14 protein-coding genes are annotated in these 15,138 nt (G+C 62.5%); 8 read left to right on the top strand and 6 right to left on the bottom strand.

Features of this window, described 5'->3' with window-relative positions; genetic code table 11:
- Nucleotide 1 precedes the first annotated feature (1 nt).
- From ACK4FZ_RS09975 to xseA, 4 genes are all read right to left on the bottom strand, one after another.
- Nucleotides 2-1,309: a murein hydrolase activator EnvC family protein gene (locus ACK4FZ_RS09975; RefSeq protein WP_409820373.1), complete on the bottom strand. Its 1,308-nt coding sequence runs from the start codon at nucleotides 1,307-1,309 to the stop codon at nucleotides 2-4.
- Entirely contained in the window at nucleotides 1,306-2,832 is a 1,527-nt protein-coding gene (gene gpmI, locus ACK4FZ_RS09970) for a 2,3-bisphosphoglycerate-independent phosphoglycerate mutase (RefSeq protein WP_409820370.1), read from the bottom strand. Before gpmI ends, ACK4FZ_RS09975 begins: the two co-directional genes overlap by 4 nt.
- A gap of 154 nt (nucleotides 2,833-2,986) precedes the next feature.
- Nucleotides 2,987-3,436, bottom strand: a complete 450-nt coding sequence (locus tag ACK4FZ_RS09965; RefSeq protein ID WP_409820367.1) for a DUF4442 domain-containing protein — start codon at nucleotides 3,434-3,436, stop codon at nucleotides 2,987-2,989.
- Nucleotides 3,437-3,553: 117 nt separating this feature from the next.
- Nucleotides 3,554-4,909, bottom strand: a complete 1,356-nt coding sequence (xseA, locus tag ACK4FZ_RS09960) for an exodeoxyribonuclease VII large subunit (protein WP_409820365.1) — start codon at nucleotides 4,907-4,909, stop codon at nucleotides 3,554-3,556.
- A gap of 365 nt (nucleotides 4,910-5,274) precedes the next feature.
- Between xseA and ACK4FZ_RS09955 the strand changes: the two genes are divergently transcribed.
- Genes ACK4FZ_RS09955 through adk form a run of 6 tightly spaced genes read left to right on the top strand, consistent with a single transcriptional unit; the run spans nucleotide 5,275 to nucleotide 8,941 of the window.
- A complete protein-coding gene (locus ACK4FZ_RS09955) occupies nucleotides 5,275-5,886 on the top strand; it encodes a MotA/TolQ/ExbB proton channel family protein (protein WP_144373655.1) in 612 nt (203 codons plus the stop codon).
- Nucleotides 5,887-5,894: 8 nt separating this feature from the next.
- Nucleotides 5,895-6,314 (top strand): ExbD/TolR family protein, encoded by a 420-nt coding sequence (locus ACK4FZ_RS09950; protein ID WP_409820362.1) that lies wholly within the window; start codon nucleotides 5,895-5,897, stop codon nucleotides 6,312-6,314.
- Nucleotides 6,311-7,327: a tetraacyldisaccharide 4'-kinase gene (lpxK, locus tag ACK4FZ_RS09945; RefSeq protein WP_409820360.1), complete on the top strand. Its 1,017-nt coding sequence runs from the start codon at nucleotides 6,311-6,313 to the stop codon at nucleotides 7,325-7,327. Before ACK4FZ_RS09950 ends, lpxK begins: the two co-directional genes overlap by 4 nt.
- Nucleotides 7,308-7,490 (top strand): Trm112 family protein, encoded by a 183-nt coding sequence (locus ACK4FZ_RS09940; protein ID WP_144373658.1) that lies wholly within the window; start codon nucleotides 7,308-7,310, stop codon nucleotides 7,488-7,490. Before lpxK ends, ACK4FZ_RS09940 begins: the two co-directional genes overlap by 20 nt.
- A complete protein-coding gene (gene kdsB / locus ACK4FZ_RS09935; protein WP_409820358.1) occupies nucleotides 7,487-8,272 on the top strand; it encodes a 3-deoxy-manno-octulosonate cytidylyltransferase in 786 nt (261 codons plus the stop codon). Before ACK4FZ_RS09940 ends, kdsB begins: the two co-directional genes overlap by 4 nt.
- A gap of 12 nt (nucleotides 8,273-8,284) precedes the next feature.
- On the top strand, nucleotides 8,285-8,941 hold the full coding sequence (adk, locus tag ACK4FZ_RS09930; protein WP_409820356.1) for an adenylate kinase: 657 nt from the start codon (nucleotides 8,285-8,287) through the stop codon (nucleotides 8,939-8,941).
- Between the two features lie 118 nt (nucleotides 8,942-9,059).
- Here adk and ACK4FZ_RS09925 read toward each other — a convergent pair whose 3' ends face one another.
- Nucleotides 9,060-10,673 (bottom strand): DUF3369 domain-containing protein, encoded by a 1,614-nt coding sequence (locus ACK4FZ_RS09925; protein WP_409820354.1) that lies wholly within the window; start codon nucleotides 10,671-10,673, stop codon nucleotides 9,060-9,062.
- A gap of 9 nt (nucleotides 10,674-10,682) precedes the next feature.
- Nucleotides 10,683-12,212, bottom strand: coding sequence for a sensor histidine kinase (locus ACK4FZ_RS09920; protein WP_409820351.1), 1,530 nt, complete (start codon nucleotides 12,210-12,212; stop codon nucleotides 10,683-10,685).
- Nucleotides 12,213-12,419: 207 nt separating this feature from the next.
- On the opposite strand from ACK4FZ_RS09920, the gene htpG reads away from it, so the two are divergent.
- Nucleotides 12,420-14,324: a molecular chaperone HtpG gene (gene htpG, locus ACK4FZ_RS09915; protein ID WP_409820348.1), complete on the top strand. Its 1,905-nt coding sequence runs from the start codon at nucleotides 12,420-12,422 to the stop codon at nucleotides 14,322-14,324.
- Between the two features lie 161 nt (nucleotides 14,325-14,485).
- Nucleotides 14,486-15,079: a 3'-5' exonuclease gene (locus tag ACK4FZ_RS09910; RefSeq protein ID WP_409820346.1), complete on the top strand. Its 594-nt coding sequence runs from the start codon at nucleotides 14,486-14,488 to the stop codon at nucleotides 15,077-15,079.
- The last annotated feature ends 59 nt before the right edge of the window (nucleotides 15,080-15,138 follow it).

The following is a 15,138-nucleotide window of genomic DNA, read 5'->3' as shown; positions in this document are numbered from 1 at the left end:
GTCAGCGTGCCCAGGATTGGGGATTGATCGGTCTGCCCATATAGCGCAGCTCGAAATACAGGCCGGTTTCGCCGCTTTCCATGCTGCCGGTGGTTCCTAGTACGTCACCACCTTTGACGCTGGCACCGTTACCACGGGCCATGGCCGAGAAGCCGGTGTACACGGTGAGGTAGTTGCCGCCATGGTCGACGATCATGGCGTTGCCGAAACCGCGCAGCCAGTCAGCATAGACTACCGTACCATCGGCGACAACGCGTACCGGCGTACCCGGCGCGGTGCGGATGAACAGGCCTTTCCAGCTATTGCCTTCGCCACGCGCGGCGCCAAAGCGGCCGGCCACTTCACCGGCTACCGGCAGCTTCATGCGGCCTTGCAGGCTCTTGAAGGCGCGGCCGGCGGCACTGCCGTCCACCACGTCGTCCACCACTTCCGGCTTGGCGGGCTTGGCCGGTTCCGGCGGCGGTTTCTTGCCCTGCTTCTTGGCCTCGGCAATCTGCTGGCGGCGTTTTTCTGCGGCCAACCTGGCGGCCTCTTCACGCGCTTTCTTGGCGGCTGCGGCTTTCTTGATAGCTTCCTGGCGACGGCGCTCGATTTCGGCGTTGATGCGCGCGATCAGCGCCGTCAGTTGTTTCTCGTCTTCCTTCAGCTGCTGCAGCCGGGTTTGCTGGCTGCGGATGCTGGCGTCCAGTTGGCTAACCTGCGCTTGGCGCTGGTTCTTGGCGGCCTCGATGCGGCGCTTTTGCTGTACTTTTTCGGCCGACATGCGGCCCAGGCGTACCAGCTCGTCTTCCAGGCGCTCGGTAATGGCTTGTAGCTGGATTTCTTGGTCGCGCAGCTTGGCAATCAGTTCCTGCTGCGCGCGCGAAATATGGGTGTAGTAGGTGAGGTCGCGTGCGGCCTGGTTGGGGTCGCCCTGATTGAACATCAGGTTCATTGCGTCGTGCTCGCCGCGCTTGTAGGCGCTGGCCAGCAGTTTGCCCACGCGCTGGCGGGTTTCTGCCACTTTCAAGCGAATGGCTTGCAGCTCTTGCTGGTACTGCTGTAGCTGGCTGCTGGAACTGCCCTGCTTTTGCTCCAGCACGTTCAGCGCGGCGTGGGCGGCCTCCAGGGCTTCTTCCGATTCGGCAATGGCACTGGCGGTTTGCTTGCGCGCGGCTTCCTTCTGCGCAATGTCCTGCTGCAGGGTGGTAATGGCCTTGCGCACGCTTTGCAGATCCTGCTGCGGGGCAGCAGGATCCAGCGCTTTGCCGACCGGCGCCGCAAAGGCGGCGGCACTGGCCAGCAGGGTTAGCGACAGCAGTGTTTTCACTGGAACTCGATCAGCGATTGGCCGGTCATGTCGGCCGGTTGTTCAAGGCCCATCATGGCCAGCAGCGACGGGGCGATGTCGCGCAGCGCGCCACCGTCCTTGATGCGGGCCGGGCGGCCAACGTACAGGAACGGCACTTTCTGCAGCGTGTGCTGGGTGTGCGGCTGATGGTTCAGGTTGTCGAACATCTGCTCGCAGTTGCCGTGATCGGCGGTGACCAGCACTTCGCCCCCGGCGGCCAGCATGGCGTCCACGCAGCGTTGCACGCAGCTATCCAGCGCTTCCACGGCTTTGACAGCGGCGTCGAACACGCCGGAGTGGCCCACCATGTCGCCGTTGGCGTAGTTGCAGATGATGGCCGCGTACTGGCCGCTCTGGATGGCCGCCACGATCTTGTCGGTGACTTCCGGTGCGTTCATTTCCGGCTGCAGGTCGTAGGTGGCCACCTTCGGCGACGGTACCAGGATGCGGTCTTCGCCCGGGTAGACCTGCTCTTCGCCACCGTTGAAGAAGTAAGTGACGTGCGGGTATTTCTCGGTTTCGGCAATGCGCAGCTGCTTCAGGCCCAGGCCGGACAGGTATTCGCCCAGGCCGTTGCGGATTTTCTGCGGCGCGTAGGCCACCGGGTGTTTGTAGGCTTCGCCGTAGCTGGTGAGGCTGGCGTACAGCGCAAACTTGGGCTGGCGTACGGCAAAGCCGTCGAAGGCCGGGTCGGTCAGCGCGGTGGTCAGCTGGCGGGCGCGGTCGGCGCGGAAGTTCATGAACACGGCCACGTCGCCATCTTGCATTTTCAGCGGCTCGCCGATGACCGTGGGTTTGACGAACTCGTCGTTCTCGTCGCGGGCGTAGGCGGCGGCCAGCGCCTGCAGCGCGGTGTCGGCGTGGAATTCGGCTTCGCCTTCCACCACGGCGCGGTAGGCGCCTTCCATGCGCTCCCAGCGCTTGTCACGGTCCATCGCCCAGTAACGGCCGCTGACGCTGGCCACGCGGGCGTGCGGGCAGTCGGCCAGCACGTCCTGCAGGCGTTGCAGGTAGATTTCGGCGCTACGTGGTGGCGTGTCGCGGCCGTCCAGGAAGGCATGGACGGCGATGCGGCCAACCCCTGCCGCTTCGGCGGCGCGGATCAGCGCAAAAATGTGGTTTTCGTGGCTGTGCACGCCGCCGTCGGACTGCAGGCCCATCAGGTGCAGCGTGCTGCCGTTTGCTTTGGCGGTGGCGATGGCTTGCGCCAGGACCGGGTTGCTGGCGAAGGTGCCGGCTTCGATATCGCAGTCGATGCGGCTGATGTCCTGCTGCACGATGCGGCCCGCGCCGATGTTGAGGTGGCCCACTTCGGAGTTGCCGAACTGGCCGCCGGGCAGGCCGACATTGTGTTCGGAGGCGTCGATGGTGCCGTAGGGGTAGCGTGCTTTCAGCGCGTCCCAGTTCGGGGTATTGGCGGCGAGGATGGCGTTGTCGTCGCCTTCCAGGCGGTGGCCGAAGCCGTCGAGAATCAGCAGTAGAACGGGCGTAACCTTGCTCATAAGTCTTCCGTGCGGGCGATCGTAAGGGCGCATGCAGGCCGGCTGCATGCAGGACTGACTGGGATAGTATTGTATCGCGCCTTGCCTGTCAGTGCTGCCGCAGCGGGCTGTTGGTAGGCCGCATGCTACATGCCGTTACCTGCCGCCGGTTGGCTTAGCGGCCTTTCTTGCGCCGGATGTACAGCGTCTTGTGCACGCGGGCCACCACGTCGCCCTGGCTGTCCACCACGTCCACTTCCAGCTCCGGCAGGTATTTTTCGCCACCGGCGGTGGCAGTCCGTACTTCGTCCAGCCAGGCGTCGTGCAGCTGGAAACGGGCGGTTACCACGCCCTTGCCGGGTTTGATGTAGTCGACGCGGCCGGCTTTGTCCCACACGATGTAGTCGTTGCCCAGGTTTTTCAGCGTCATCAGCATGTAGAACGGGTCGGTCATGGCGTACAGGCTGCCGCCGAAGTGCACACCGACGTAATTGCGGTTGGAGAGGCCCAGGCGCAGGCGCACTTCTACCTGCTTCCAGTCGGGGGCGATGCGCGACACGCGGATGCCTGCGCCCCAGAACGGTGGCCACAGGTTGAAGACGGTTTTGGCGAGACGATGATTCATGTGTGTGATGTGAAACGATTGTTTTAATCGTGCCATCGTCGATAATTTGTGCTGTTGCGTCAAGCGCTTGCTCTGGCAGCAGCTTGCCGGGTTGGCCGCGGCTGCGGCCAACCTGGTTCAGAACGGCAATTCGCTCTGCGTACCGCGCAGCGGTTCGATGCGGGCGGCGGTACGGCCTTCCGCCAGCTGGATCTGCACCTGCTCGCCGTGTTGCAGCTCGGCGGGGGAGCGCACCACGCGGCCGTCGGCGTGCTGCACGATAGCGTAGCCACGAGCCAGCACCGCCTCGGGGTTCATCGCCAGCAGGGTGGCTTCCAGCTTGCCCAGCGCCAGCGTGGCCAGGCCCAGCTGCTGGTGGGTGGCGGCGCGCAGCACCTGGCCGGCGTGTTGCAGGCGTTGCTGCTGGCGCGCAATGTCGGGGCGTTGCGTCGTCAGCCGCTGCTGCAGGCTGGCCACGCGCCACTGCCGGCGTTGCAGGCCTTGTTGCAGGCTGCGTTGCAGGCGGCCTTGCAGGTTAGCCAGTGCCTGTTGCTGGCGGCGCAGTTTCTCGCCTGGGTGCTGCAGGCGGCGGCCCAGGTAGTCCAGGCGCTGCATCTTGTCGGTTAGTAGCCGGCCCAGCGCGCGCTCCAAGTGGCGGCGGGTGAGGTCTAGCTGTTGCTGCATGGCTTCACGGCTGGGCGATACCATTTCGGCGGCGGCGGTGGGCGTGGGCGCGCGGCGGTCGGCCACGAAGTCGGCGATGGTGAAGTCGGTTTCATGGCCGACACCGTTGACCACCGGCAGCGTGCTGGCGGCGATGGCGCGGGCGACGGCTTCTTCATTGAACGCCCACAGGTCTTCGATGCTGCCACCGCCACGGCACACGATCAGCACGTCGACTTCCTGGCGGCGGTTGGCCGCAGCGATGGCGGCGGCAATCTGCTGGGCGGCGGTCTGGCCCTGTACCTGGCAGGGGTAGAGCACCACGTCAATGCTGGGCATGCGCCGGCGCAGGGTAGTCACCACATCGCGCAGCGCCGCGGCGGCAGGGGAGGTGACAATGCCCACCCGGCGCGGGTTAGCGGGTAGGGCCTGCTTGCGCCGATTGTCGAACAAGCCTTCGCGTTCCAGCTGCGCCTTCAGCCGCTCGTAGGCTTCATACAGTCGCCCCAGGCCGGCAGAGCGCATGCTGTCGACGTTGATCTGATAGTCGCCACGCGCTTCGTACAGGGTAACCGTGCCACGCAGTTCGACCTGCATGCCTTCCTGCAGCCGGAAACCCAGCGCCGCCAAACGGTTACGGAACATCACGCAGCGTACTTGTGCGCCGGCATCCTTGAGCGAAAAGTAGGCGTGGCCGGATGCCGCCAGCGTGAGGTTGGAGATTTCGCCGCCAATCCATAGCGGTGGCAGGCCGCTTTCCAGCAGGTCGCGGGCCATGCGGTTAAGTGAGCTGACGCTGATGACGTCGTTTTGTGATGCGCCGAAAATCATGCTTGTCAAGTCATCCACAGAGCGGGTGTAAGAAAAGGAAAGCCGATTGCTTATGCATGCGGGGTGCGTGTGTCGGAATTGAAAAAATCAAAAACGTTTAAAAACAATAGCTTAATGTGGTGGTGTAATTTGTGTGCAATGTGGCTGCAGGCTTGTTTTTACAGGCACATAGCGCCTTGTTTGGCCGTCATCCACAGAGTTATCCACAGTTTTTGTGGATGGCTGGCAAAACGCCTGAAAAAATCAGTACTTACGCTACACAGCTGACAGTGGCTCTAAGTTGGCCGCCTGGTGGCAATCGTGTTGCGCCGCCGCCGCCTACCCGATAAAGTTTAGCGCTTGCTCAATAAAGGGAGAAATCTCTCGTGCTGTCTATCATTGAAGCCGCCGGTTGGCCGATCTGGACCATCATCCTCGCTTCCGTCATCTCCCTGACCATTACCATCGAACGATTCTACAGCCTGCGCAGCGCGCTGGTGGTGCCCAAAGGCTTGCTGGCGCAAACGCTGCAGCAGTTGCGCCGTGGCGGCGCCAGCCGGGACATGGTGGCCGAACTGCGCAGCCACTCGCCGCTGGGCCGTCTGTTGGCCGCCGGCCTGCGCCAGGCGGGCGCCCCGCGCGACGTGATGAAAGAAGCCATCGAGGACGAAGGCCGCATTGTGGCCCACGAACTGGAACGCTATCTGACCACGCTGGGCACCATCGCGGCCATGGCACCGTTGCTGGGGCTGCTGGGTACCGTTATCGGCATGATCGAGATCTTCGGTTCGCAATCGCCTGCCGGCACCGACCCGCGCGTGCTGGCGCACGGTATCTCGGTGGCGCTGTACAACACCGCCTTCGGCTTGATCGTGGCGATCCCCAGCATGATCTTCTATCGCCACTTCCGTGCCCGCGTGGATGACTTCCTGGTGGAAATGGAAGCCCAGGCTGTACGCCTGGTGGAAGCCATTCATGGCGACCGCCACGGCGACTAGGAGCGGCCATGAACTTTCGTCGACGCGGCCATCGGGAAGAGCCGGAAATCAATTTCATCCCGCTGATCGACCTGCTGCTGGTGATCCTCATCTTCCTGATGGTGACCACCACGTACTCGCGCTTTTCGGAGCTGCAGGTCAGCCTGCCGCAGGCCGAAGGCAAGGCCGAGGAAAAGAAAAACGCCGAACTGCGGGTAGAAGTGAGCCGCAGCGGTGACTATCTGGTCAACGGCCGGCGCCCGGACGATAAATCGGTCGCGGCGCTGGCCAAACTGCTGCAAACGCTGTCGAGCGGCAAGCAGAGCCCGGTGGTGATCATTAGCGCTGACGCCCAGGCCACCCATCAGGCCGTGGTGTCGGTGATGGAGGCGGCCCGCGTGGCCGGCCTGTCGCAGCTGACCTTTGCCACGCAAACGGTGACGCCATGAGCCGCCTGGAGCGGCACTGGTACCGCCCGGTCTGGTGGATGACAGCCCTTCTGGCCCTGCCTGAAGGGCTGTTTGCGCTGTTGGCCGCGCTGCGCCGCCTGTTGTACCGCTGCGGCATCAAGACCGTGACCACGCTGCCGGTGCCGGTGGTGATCATCGGAAACATCAATGTCGGCGGCGTCGGCAAGACGCCGCTCACCGAAAGCCTGCTGCGCGATTTTGCTGCGCGCGGCGTCAAGGCCGGGGTAATCAGTCGCGGTTACGGCGGCAGCCACCGCCAGCCCACGCTGGTGTCGGCCGCGACGCCAGCCAGCCTGGTCGGCGACGAGCCCTTGCTGCTGGCGGCTACCGGCGCGCCGGTAGCGGTGGGTCGCGATCGTATCGCCGCGGCCCGCCTGCTGCTGGCGCAGCATCCGGACCTGCAGCTGATCCTCAGTGACGACGGCCTGCAACACTACGCCTTGGGCCGTACGCTGGAAATTGCGGTGCTGGACGGAGAGCGCGGGCTGGGTAACGGCCACCTGTTGCCTGCCGGCCCCTTGCGCGAACCGCCGGCGCGCTTGCGCAGCGTGGACGCCATCGTGGTCAACGGTGGCACTGCCGGGCAGTTGGCGCTGCCGGCCTCGGTGCCGTGCTTTCGCCAGACGCTGGCGCCGGGGGCCTTCTACCGTGCGGCCAACCCTGCCGAAACCCGCTGCGCGGCCGATTTTGCCGCCGAGCAGGTGGTGGCGCTGGCCGGCATTGGCAACCCGCATCGATTCTTTGCCACCCTGCAGCAGCAGGGGGTGGTTTTGCAACGCAGCATCGCACTGCCGGATCACCATCCGCTAGCAGAATCGGACTTGCCAGCCGATGCCGACGCCGTCATCGTTACCGCCAAGGACGCGGTGAAGTTGCAGTGCGTCAATCATGCTAGACTATGGGTTCTGCCTGTCATGGCCAGGCTGGAACCCGATCTGGCCGCGTGGATACTGTCCCGACTGAAAGAAAGCAATGGACGCAAAATTTCTTGAAATCCTGGTCTGCCCGCTGTGCAAGGGCCCGCTGGTACTGAACAAGGCCAACCAGGAACTGATCTGCAAGGGTGACCGCCTGGCGTTCCCCATCCGCGACGGCATCCCGATGATGCTGGAAGGCGAAGCCCGCGAGCTGCCGCCCGAGGAAGAAGTGCAATGAGCGGCTTCCTGGTGGTGATTCCGGCACGGCTGTCGTCCAGCCGCCTGCCGGAAAAGCCGCTGGCCGACATCGGCGGCAAGCCGATGGTGGTACGTGTGGCCGAGCGCGCGGCGCTGTCGGCCGCCAGCCGCGTGATCGTGGCAACCGATCATCCAAGCATTGTCGCGGCCTGTCAGGCGCATGGGGTGGAGGTGGTGCTGACCCGCGCCGATCACCCCAGCGGTACCGACCGCCTGGCCGAGGTGGCCAGCCTGCTGGCGCTGCCCGACGATGCGGTGGTGGTGAATGTGCAAGGCGACGAGCCGCTGATCGACCCCGCCCTGATCGACGCCCTGGCGGCGCTGATGCAGGACGGTACGCTGCCGATGGCGACGCTGGCGCACGACATTCACCTCGCAGAAGACATGTTCAACCCGAACGTGGTGAAGGTGGTGGTGAACAAACAGGGCAGGGCGCTGTACTTCAGCCGCGCCCCCATCCCGTTTGCCCGCGACGCCTTCGCGGCCGACCGCAACACCCTGCCGGCCGGCCTGCCGGTGTACCGACATATCGGCATGTACGCCTACCGTGCCAGCCTGCTGCATACCTACAGCCAGCTGGCGCCGGCACCGCTGGAGCAGTTCGAGGCACTCGAACAGCTGCGCATGCTGTGGCACGGTTTCGATATTGCTGTCGAATGCGTGCCAGACGCGCCGCCGGCCGGTGTGGACACACCGGAAGACCTGGCCCGTGTGCGCGCCATCGTGGCGGCCAAGCTTTCCGATAACACAACAAGTGAATGATGGGAGTAAACGATGAAGTTGATTCTGTTGGGCGCACCGGGCGCCGGTAAGGGTACCCAGGCAAACTACATCAAGGAAAAATTCGGCATTCCGCAGATTTCCACCGGCGACATGCTGCGTGCTGCGGTAAAGGCCGGCACCCCGCTGGGCGTGGAAGCCAAGAAGATCATGGATGCCGGCGGCCTGGTCCGTGACGACATCATCATTGGTTTGGTGAAAGAGCGTATCGCCGAAGCCGATTGCGCCAACGGTTTCCTGTTTGACGGTTTCCCGCGCACCATCCCGCAAGCCGAAGCGATGAAAGAAGCGGGCGTGGATATCGACTACGTGGTCGAAATCGACGTGCCGGACGAAAACATCATCGATCGCATGTCCGGCCGCCGCGTGCACGTGGCTTCCGGCCGTACCTACCACGTCAAGTACAATCCGCCGAAAGCGGAAGGCGTGGACGACGAAACTGGCGAGCCGCTGGTACAGCGTGACGACGACAAGGCAGAAACCGTGAAGAAGCGCCTGGACGTGTACCACGAGCAGACCGAAGTGCTGGTGGGTTTCTACTCGCAGATGGCCGCTTCCGGCGACGCCAAAGCGCCGAAGTACGTGAAGATCGACGGTACCCAGGCGGTAGAAGCCGTTCGCGATACCGTACTGGCCGCCCTGGGCGCCTGAGCGTAGTCAAACGGCAAACAAAAAGCGGGGGCAACCCCGCTTTTTTCGTTTGCAGCTGCCTGCCTGCTAAATAAAAAAGCCTGCCACACTGGCAGGCTTTTTTGTGGCCGGTGCGGGCTCAGTGGTCTGTCTTGTCGCGCTCCAGTGGCCCCAGCAGTGGCGCCGGCAGGCGGCGTTCGTTGACCAGCTGCATCAGTGCGGTGACCACATTGGGATCGAACTGGGTATTGGCGCGCCCGGCGATGTAATCCAGTACCTCCTGCAGCGGCCACGGTTCCTTGTACGGGCGCTTGTGCAGTAGCGCGTCGAACACGTCCACCACGGCCACAATACGGGCCGACAGCGGAATATCCTGGCCTTTGAGTTTGTGCGGGTAGCCGCTGCCGTCAAAGTATTCATGGTGGCCGCCGGCGATCTCGGCGCCCATCGACAGGTAGCTGACGCCTTCCACCATGGTGCTGGCTTTGCGCAGGATGTTGGCGCCGATGGTGGCGTGTTGCTCCATGATCAGACGCTCTTCCGGGTCCAGGCGGCCGGGCTTGAACAGGATGTGGTCCGGGGTGCCCACTTTGCCGACATCGTGCAGGATACTGGCCATGCCGATCATTTCCATGAAGCGTGGTGTCAGATCCTGACCGTACACGCCCATGCGCTGCAGTTCGCCGGCAATGGCATCACTCAGCAGCTGAACGCGTAGTACATGTTCACCGGTATCGGTATCGCGGAATTCGGCCAGATCGGCCAGCGCGACGACGGTGGCCTCCTGCGAGCTGATCAGCTGCGAATACAGATACAGGTTGTCGTAGGCGGAAGAGATGCGCTGGCAATATACCTCCAGCAGGCTGCGCTCCACGTCTTCCAGCGGCCACGGCGGCGAGAAGTGCACCACGAATTCGCGGCCGTTTTGCGACGAGATGTACAGAATGTCCAGCGGGTGGCGGTAGACGTTCATCTTGTTGCTCAACGCTTCCTGGATAGCGGCGTGCAGGTCGGGGAAGTTGCGGGCGATTTCGCTATCGTTCTTGTTCAGCAAGCCCTCAAACGCACCGGTAGCGGCCAGTACTTCCAGCTGTGGGCGGCCGGCATTGTGCGTGTTTTCCATGCACAGCACGCCATCCGTTCCCACGTCCAGAATGGCGCTGATCTGCTTCAGTACGCCGGACGCAAACTCTTTCAGCGAGCGCAGCCGGTACAGGTCGCTGGCGCCTTCCAGGATCTTGGACAGGCCCTGGCGATTTTTCTCGATGGCGATCAGGTTTTCGTAAGCGCGCAGCGAGGCGATGACGGTGGTGAACAGCTTCTGCACCGTCAGCTCGGTTTTGGTCTTGTAGTCATTGATGTCGTAATTGAGGATGACCTCCTGCTCCGGCGCCTGGCCAGGCTGGCCGGTACGCAGCACGATGCGCGACACGGTATTGCCCAGTTCATTGCGGATGCGCTCCACCAGGCGCAAACCGGCGTCGTCGGTTTCCATTACCACGTCCAGCAGGATCAGGGCGATATCGGGGTGCTGGCGTAGCAGCTCGAAACCCTCAGCAGCGCTGTAGGCACTGTGGAGGGCAAGCGGACGTTCCTTGTAGCGCAGGTCCTTGATGGCGAGGCGGGTGGCGCTGTGGACATCCTTTTCATCATCGATGATCAGCACGTTCCATGGCCTGCGGGTAGGCGCACCGCTTTTTGTCTCGCTAACATCGTCTAGCAGCCAGTCGTCGTTGTTATTCAGTTCGCTCATGCTGGTTCCTTACGCTTGTTGTTCTGGTGCCGTACAGGGCAAGGTGACGATGAAGTGAGTCCCCACACCCACTGTACTGTCGACTGTGATGTTGCCGCCCAGGCGTTTGAAGACAATATTGAACACGATATGCAAGCCTAGGCCGCTACCGCCGCTTCCTCTTTTGGTAGTAAAGAACGGTTCGAAGATGCGTTCCAGGTTGTCACTGGGGATGCCCTTGCCATCGTCGCTCACAATCAGCCGCACCCGACCCGCTGCCAAAGGATCGGCTTTCAGCACGATCGTGCCTTCCTGTTCTTCATCATAAGCGTGTAGTAATGCGTTCATGACGAGGTTGGTGACTACCTGTGACAGCGCACCGGGGTAGCTGTCCATGTCCAAGCCATCTGGGCAGTCGATATCCACCTGGATATGCGAGCGCCGCAGTTTGGGCCGCAGGCTGGTAATGACTTCGTGCAGGTATTCGTTCAGATCGAAGGTACGGCGCGCTTCGCTGGTCTGGTCCACCGCTACCTGCTTGAAACTGTGGATCAGGTTGGCCGCACGCTCTGCATTACTGAGAATCAGCTCTGATGACTCGGCCGCATTTTGCAGGTAGTCCTGCAGCTCGCTTTTCTTGATTTGACCACTGCTGAACTGGCTGACAATCTGCTGTGTGGCCAGCGACAGGTGCGAAGCTGCGGTGAGCGTAATGCCAATCGGCGTGTTGATCTCGTGCGCCACGCCAGCCACCAAGCCGCCTAGCGAGGCCATTTTTTCGGTGCGGATCAGCGTGTCCTGGGTATCCAGCAGTTGCTGATAGGCACTTTCGGCGCGTTCTTTCTGCTCCAGCGCACCGGATTCGGCGTCGCGGCGCAGTACCAATTCCTTGCTGATTTTCTGGGTAATGGCGTTCACACCGTGTACTAGCTCGGAAAACTCGGCAAAACGCGCTTCCGGCAGCAGGATGTTTTCGTTCGCTTCCAGCCGCGAGGCCCGCACCAGCGCAGCGTGCAACTCCTTGATCGGTGAAAATACATAGCCTCGTAGCAGCATGACCAGAATGACCGACAGGCTGATGGCGACCAGTGCTGCCTGCAACATTTGGCGCAGCACCTCGCTTTCCAGCCGGTCGTTGATTCGGGCGCGCGACAGATAGATGGTGACGGTACCCAGGTTATCGCGTTGCTGGTACAGCACCGGTAGCACCAGGCTCTCGTCTGCCTTTACGCTTTCGCCTTTTTTCAGGTTGACTACACGGCCATCCGGCAGGTTCTGGCGGCCCAGATACAGGCCGGCGTCGCCTTCGACCCGCATACCCACCACCGCGGCAGACTCCAGCTCGGCGTCCAGCGTGAGGCGAATGAATTCGTCGTCCAGCTGCCATACACCGTGTGGTAGCGACAACGCAAGCCGTTGTTTCAGGCCGTCTTTCTGCGCCTGGTAGTCCTGTTCTTCCAGTGCCAGTGTGCTGCGGTAGGAGGCAAGGCCAGTGGCGCCCAGCACCACCAGCAGGGCGAACAGGATCCAGATCAACAAGCGTGCCTTGATGCTTTGCATGGTGATTCCGTTTTTCTCTCGTTGTTTCATCTTACGACAGCACGCTGGTGCTTTTGGGCAAAATTCAGCACTGGTCTGATGGTGGTGCGGCCAACGTCGCCAAAAAGCCGCAGCGACCAACCCTGCCAGCGTTAGGGTTGGGGGCTTGAAATCGGGGCGGCCAACCCTATCTTGCGCTTACCGTCGTTAATTACTCAGACAGACACTATGAGCGCACAGAAAGAAACCCTGGGTTTTCAGACCGAAGTCAAACAGCTTTTGAAGCTGATGATCCACTCCCTGTACTCCAACAAGGAGATCTTCCTGCGTGAGCTGGTTTCCAACGCCAGCGATGCGGCCGACAAGCTGCGTTTCGAGGGCCTGAACAATGCGGCCCTGTTCGAGAACGACCCGGATCTGAAAATCCGCATTGCGGTAGACAGCGATGCCAAGACCATCACCATCACTGACAACGGCATCGGCATGAACCGTGACGAAGTGATCGCCAATATCGGTACCATCGCCAAGTCCGGTACCAAGGCCTTCTTCGAGCAGCTGTCCGGCGACGCCAAGAAGGATGCCAATCTGATCGGCCAGTTCGGTGTGGGCTTTTACTCGGCCTTCATCGTGGCCGACAAGGTCACGCTAACCACCCGCCGTGCCGGCGCTGCTGCCAGCGAAGGCGTGCGCTGGGAGTCGGCCGGTGAGGGCGACTTCACGCTGGAGCAGGTAGAAAAAGCCGAGCGCGGTACCGAGATCGTGCTGCACCTGAAAGAGGGCAACGAGGAGTTCCTCAACGACTGGTCGCTGAAGCGCATCGTGCGTACCTACTCCGACCACATCTCCATCCCCATCGAGATGAAAAAGGGCAATAGCTACGGCGAAAACGGCGAAGTCATCGTCAGCGACGACTTTGAAACCGTCAACGAAGCCTCCGCGCTGTGGACCCGCAGCAAGAACGACATCAGCGAAGAGCAGTACAAGGAGTTCTACAAGCACGTTGCCCACGACTTCACCGACCCGCTGGCCTGGAGCCACGCACGCGTCGAAGGCCGCCAGGAGTACACCGAGCTGCTGTACATCCCGTCGCGCGCCCCGTTCGACATGTGGGACCGCGACCGCAAGCAGGGTGTGAAACTGTACGTGCGCCGCGTGTTCATCATGGAAGACAGCAACAAGCTGATGCCGCAGTACCTGCGCTTCGTGCGTGGCGTGATCGACAGCAACGACCTGCCGCTGAACGTGTCGCGCGAAATCCTGCAGGAATCGAAGGACATCGACGCCATCCGCGCCGGCTGCGTGAAGAAAGTGCTGGGCCTGCTGGAAGACCTGGCCAATAACCAGCCGGAAAAATACGCCGACTTCTGGAAAGAATTCGGCCAGGTGCTGAAAGAAGGCGTCGGCGAAGACTTCGGCAACAAGGAGCGCATCGCCAAGCTGCTGCGCTTCGTGTCCACCGCGAGCGACGGCGACGTACCCACCGTGTCGCTGGCGGACTATGTTGGCCGCATGAAAGAAGGCCAGGACAAGATCTACTTCATCACTGCCGATACGCTGTCTGCCGCGCGTAACAGCCCGCACCTGGAAGTGTTCAAGAAGAAGGGTGTGGAAGTGCTGCTGCTGACTGACCGCGTCGACGAGTGGGTGACCGGCTCACTGACCGAATTTGACGGCAAGAAGTTGCAATCGGTGGCCAAAGGCGCGCTGGACCTGGGCGCGCTGGAAGACGAAGCCGACAAGGAAGCGCAAAAGCAGGTGGAAGAAGCCGCCAAGCCGGTGGTCGAGCTGGTACAGAAGGCGCTGGGCGAACGCGTGAAGGACGTCCGTGCTACCGCCCGCCTGACCGACAGCCCGGCTTGCCTGGTGGTGGGCGAGCACGACATGAGTGCCCACCTGGAGCGCATGCTGAAAGCCGCCGGCCAGCCGGTACCGGAAGGCGCCAAGCCGACGCTGGAAATCAACCCCGAGCACGTGCTGGTGAAACGCCTAGCCGCCGAGTATGACGACAGCCGTCGCGAAGACCTGGCCAATGTGCTGTACGACCAGGCGCTGCTGGCCGAAGGCGGCAAGCTGGAAGACCCGGCCGCGTTCGTGAAGCGCATCAACAAGCTGATGCTGGAACTGTCGGCCTGAGGCTGAAGGTTGGCCGCACGCTGCTAGCCGCCCTTCGGGGCGGCTTTTTCTTGCCTGCCGGCGGCCTCCGACGGCTAGCCGGTCTGCCGTTCGCTTTTCTTTGCGTGTCTTTTTGCCGATTCTGTGGCAAAAAGACGCTTTGCCTGTTTGCCGTTATCGCCATGAAGATTACCCGCCACCTCCCGAAAGAAGAAATCAAGGCGCTGCCGCCGTTTGCCGCGCTGGGCCTGGCGCAGATCACGCTGGTACGCGACGACGCCGCGCTGGCGGCCGCCATTGACGCCCTGCAGGGCCACGCGGTGCTGGGCTTTGACACCGAGTCGCGGCCAACCTTTCACAAGGGCCAGCAGCCCACCGGGCCGCACCTGGTGCAGCTGGCCAGCGCCGACCACGCCTGGCTGTTCCCGCTGGGCGAGGGGCCGATGCCGGCGCCGCTGGCCCAGTTGCTGTCACGCCCGGGCCTGACGCTGGCCGGTTTCGACCTCAGCTCCGACCGTGCCCACCTGAAAAACCGCTTCGGCGTGACCGACCTCAACCTGCTGGACCTGGGCAATCTGTTTCAGTGCGAGGACAAGCGGCTGACCATTGGCGCCGTACAGGCGGTGGCGCAGCTGTTCGGCCAGTATTTCCGCAAGTCAAAAAAGCAGTCCACCTCCAATTGGTCGCTGCGCGAGCTGTCCGACGCGCAGCAGCTGTACGCGGCCAACGATGCCTGGGTGGCGTGGCGGGTGTGGCGGGCGCTGCAGCCGGCTTGACCCCGGCTGTCACTGTGATAGGCTGCGCCTCCTGCCTGCGGGCAGCCTTCACGTCGAAT

This window comes from Vogesella sp. (assembly GCF_046297735.1).
Lineage (GTDB): Bacteria > Pseudomonadota > Gammaproteobacteria > Burkholderiales > Chromobacteriaceae > Vogesella > Vogesella urethralis.
Note: the sequence above shows the minus strand (reverse complement) of the source record. Positions and strands in the feature narration are given on the sequence as shown.

Bases quoted from the DNA above. Each gene is read 5' to 3' on its own strand.
- gpmI (WP_409820370.1), bottom strand. From the start codon at position 2,832: ATGAGCAAGGTTACGCCCGTTCTACTGCTGATTCTCGACGGCTTCGGC.
- ACK4FZ_RS09965 (WP_409820367.1), bottom strand. From the start codon at position 3,436: ATGAATCATCGTCTCGCCAAAACCGTCTTCAACCTGTGGCCACCGTTC.
- xseA (WP_409820365.1), bottom strand. From the start codon at position 4,909: ATGATTTTCGGCGCATCACAAAACGACGTCATCAGCGTCAGCTCACTT.
- ACK4FZ_RS09950 (WP_409820362.1), top strand. From the start codon at position 5,895: ATGAACTTTCGTCGACGCGGCCATCGGGAAGAGCCGGAAATCAATTTC.
- lpxK (WP_409820360.1), top strand. From the start codon at position 6,311: ATGAGCCGCCTGGAGCGGCACTGGTACCGCCCGGTCTGGTGGATGACA.
- ACK4FZ_RS09940 (WP_144373658.1), top strand. From the start codon at position 7,308: ATGGACGCAAAATTTCTTGAAATCCTGGTCTGCCCGCTGTGCAAGGGC.
- kdsB (WP_409820358.1), top strand. From the start codon at position 7,487: ATGAGCGGCTTCCTGGTGGTGATTCCGGCACGGCTGTCGTCCAGCCGC.
- adk (WP_409820356.1), top strand. From the start codon at position 8,285: ATGAAGTTGATTCTGTTGGGCGCACCGGGCGCCGGTAAGGGTACCCAG.
- ACK4FZ_RS09925 (WP_409820354.1), bottom strand. From the start codon at position 10,673: ATGAGCGAACTGAATAACAACGACGACTGGCTGCTAGACGATGTTAGC.
- ACK4FZ_RS09920 (WP_409820351.1), bottom strand. From the start codon at position 12,212: ATGCAAAGCATCAAGGCACGCTTGTTGATCTGGATCCTGTTCGCCCTG.
- htpG (WP_409820348.1), top strand. From the start codon at position 12,420: ATGAGCGCACAGAAAGAAACCCTGGGTTTTCAGACCGAAGTCAAACAG.
- ACK4FZ_RS09910 (WP_409820346.1), top strand. From the start codon at position 14,486: ATGAAGATTACCCGCCACCTCCCGAAAGAAGAAATCAAGGCGCTGCCG.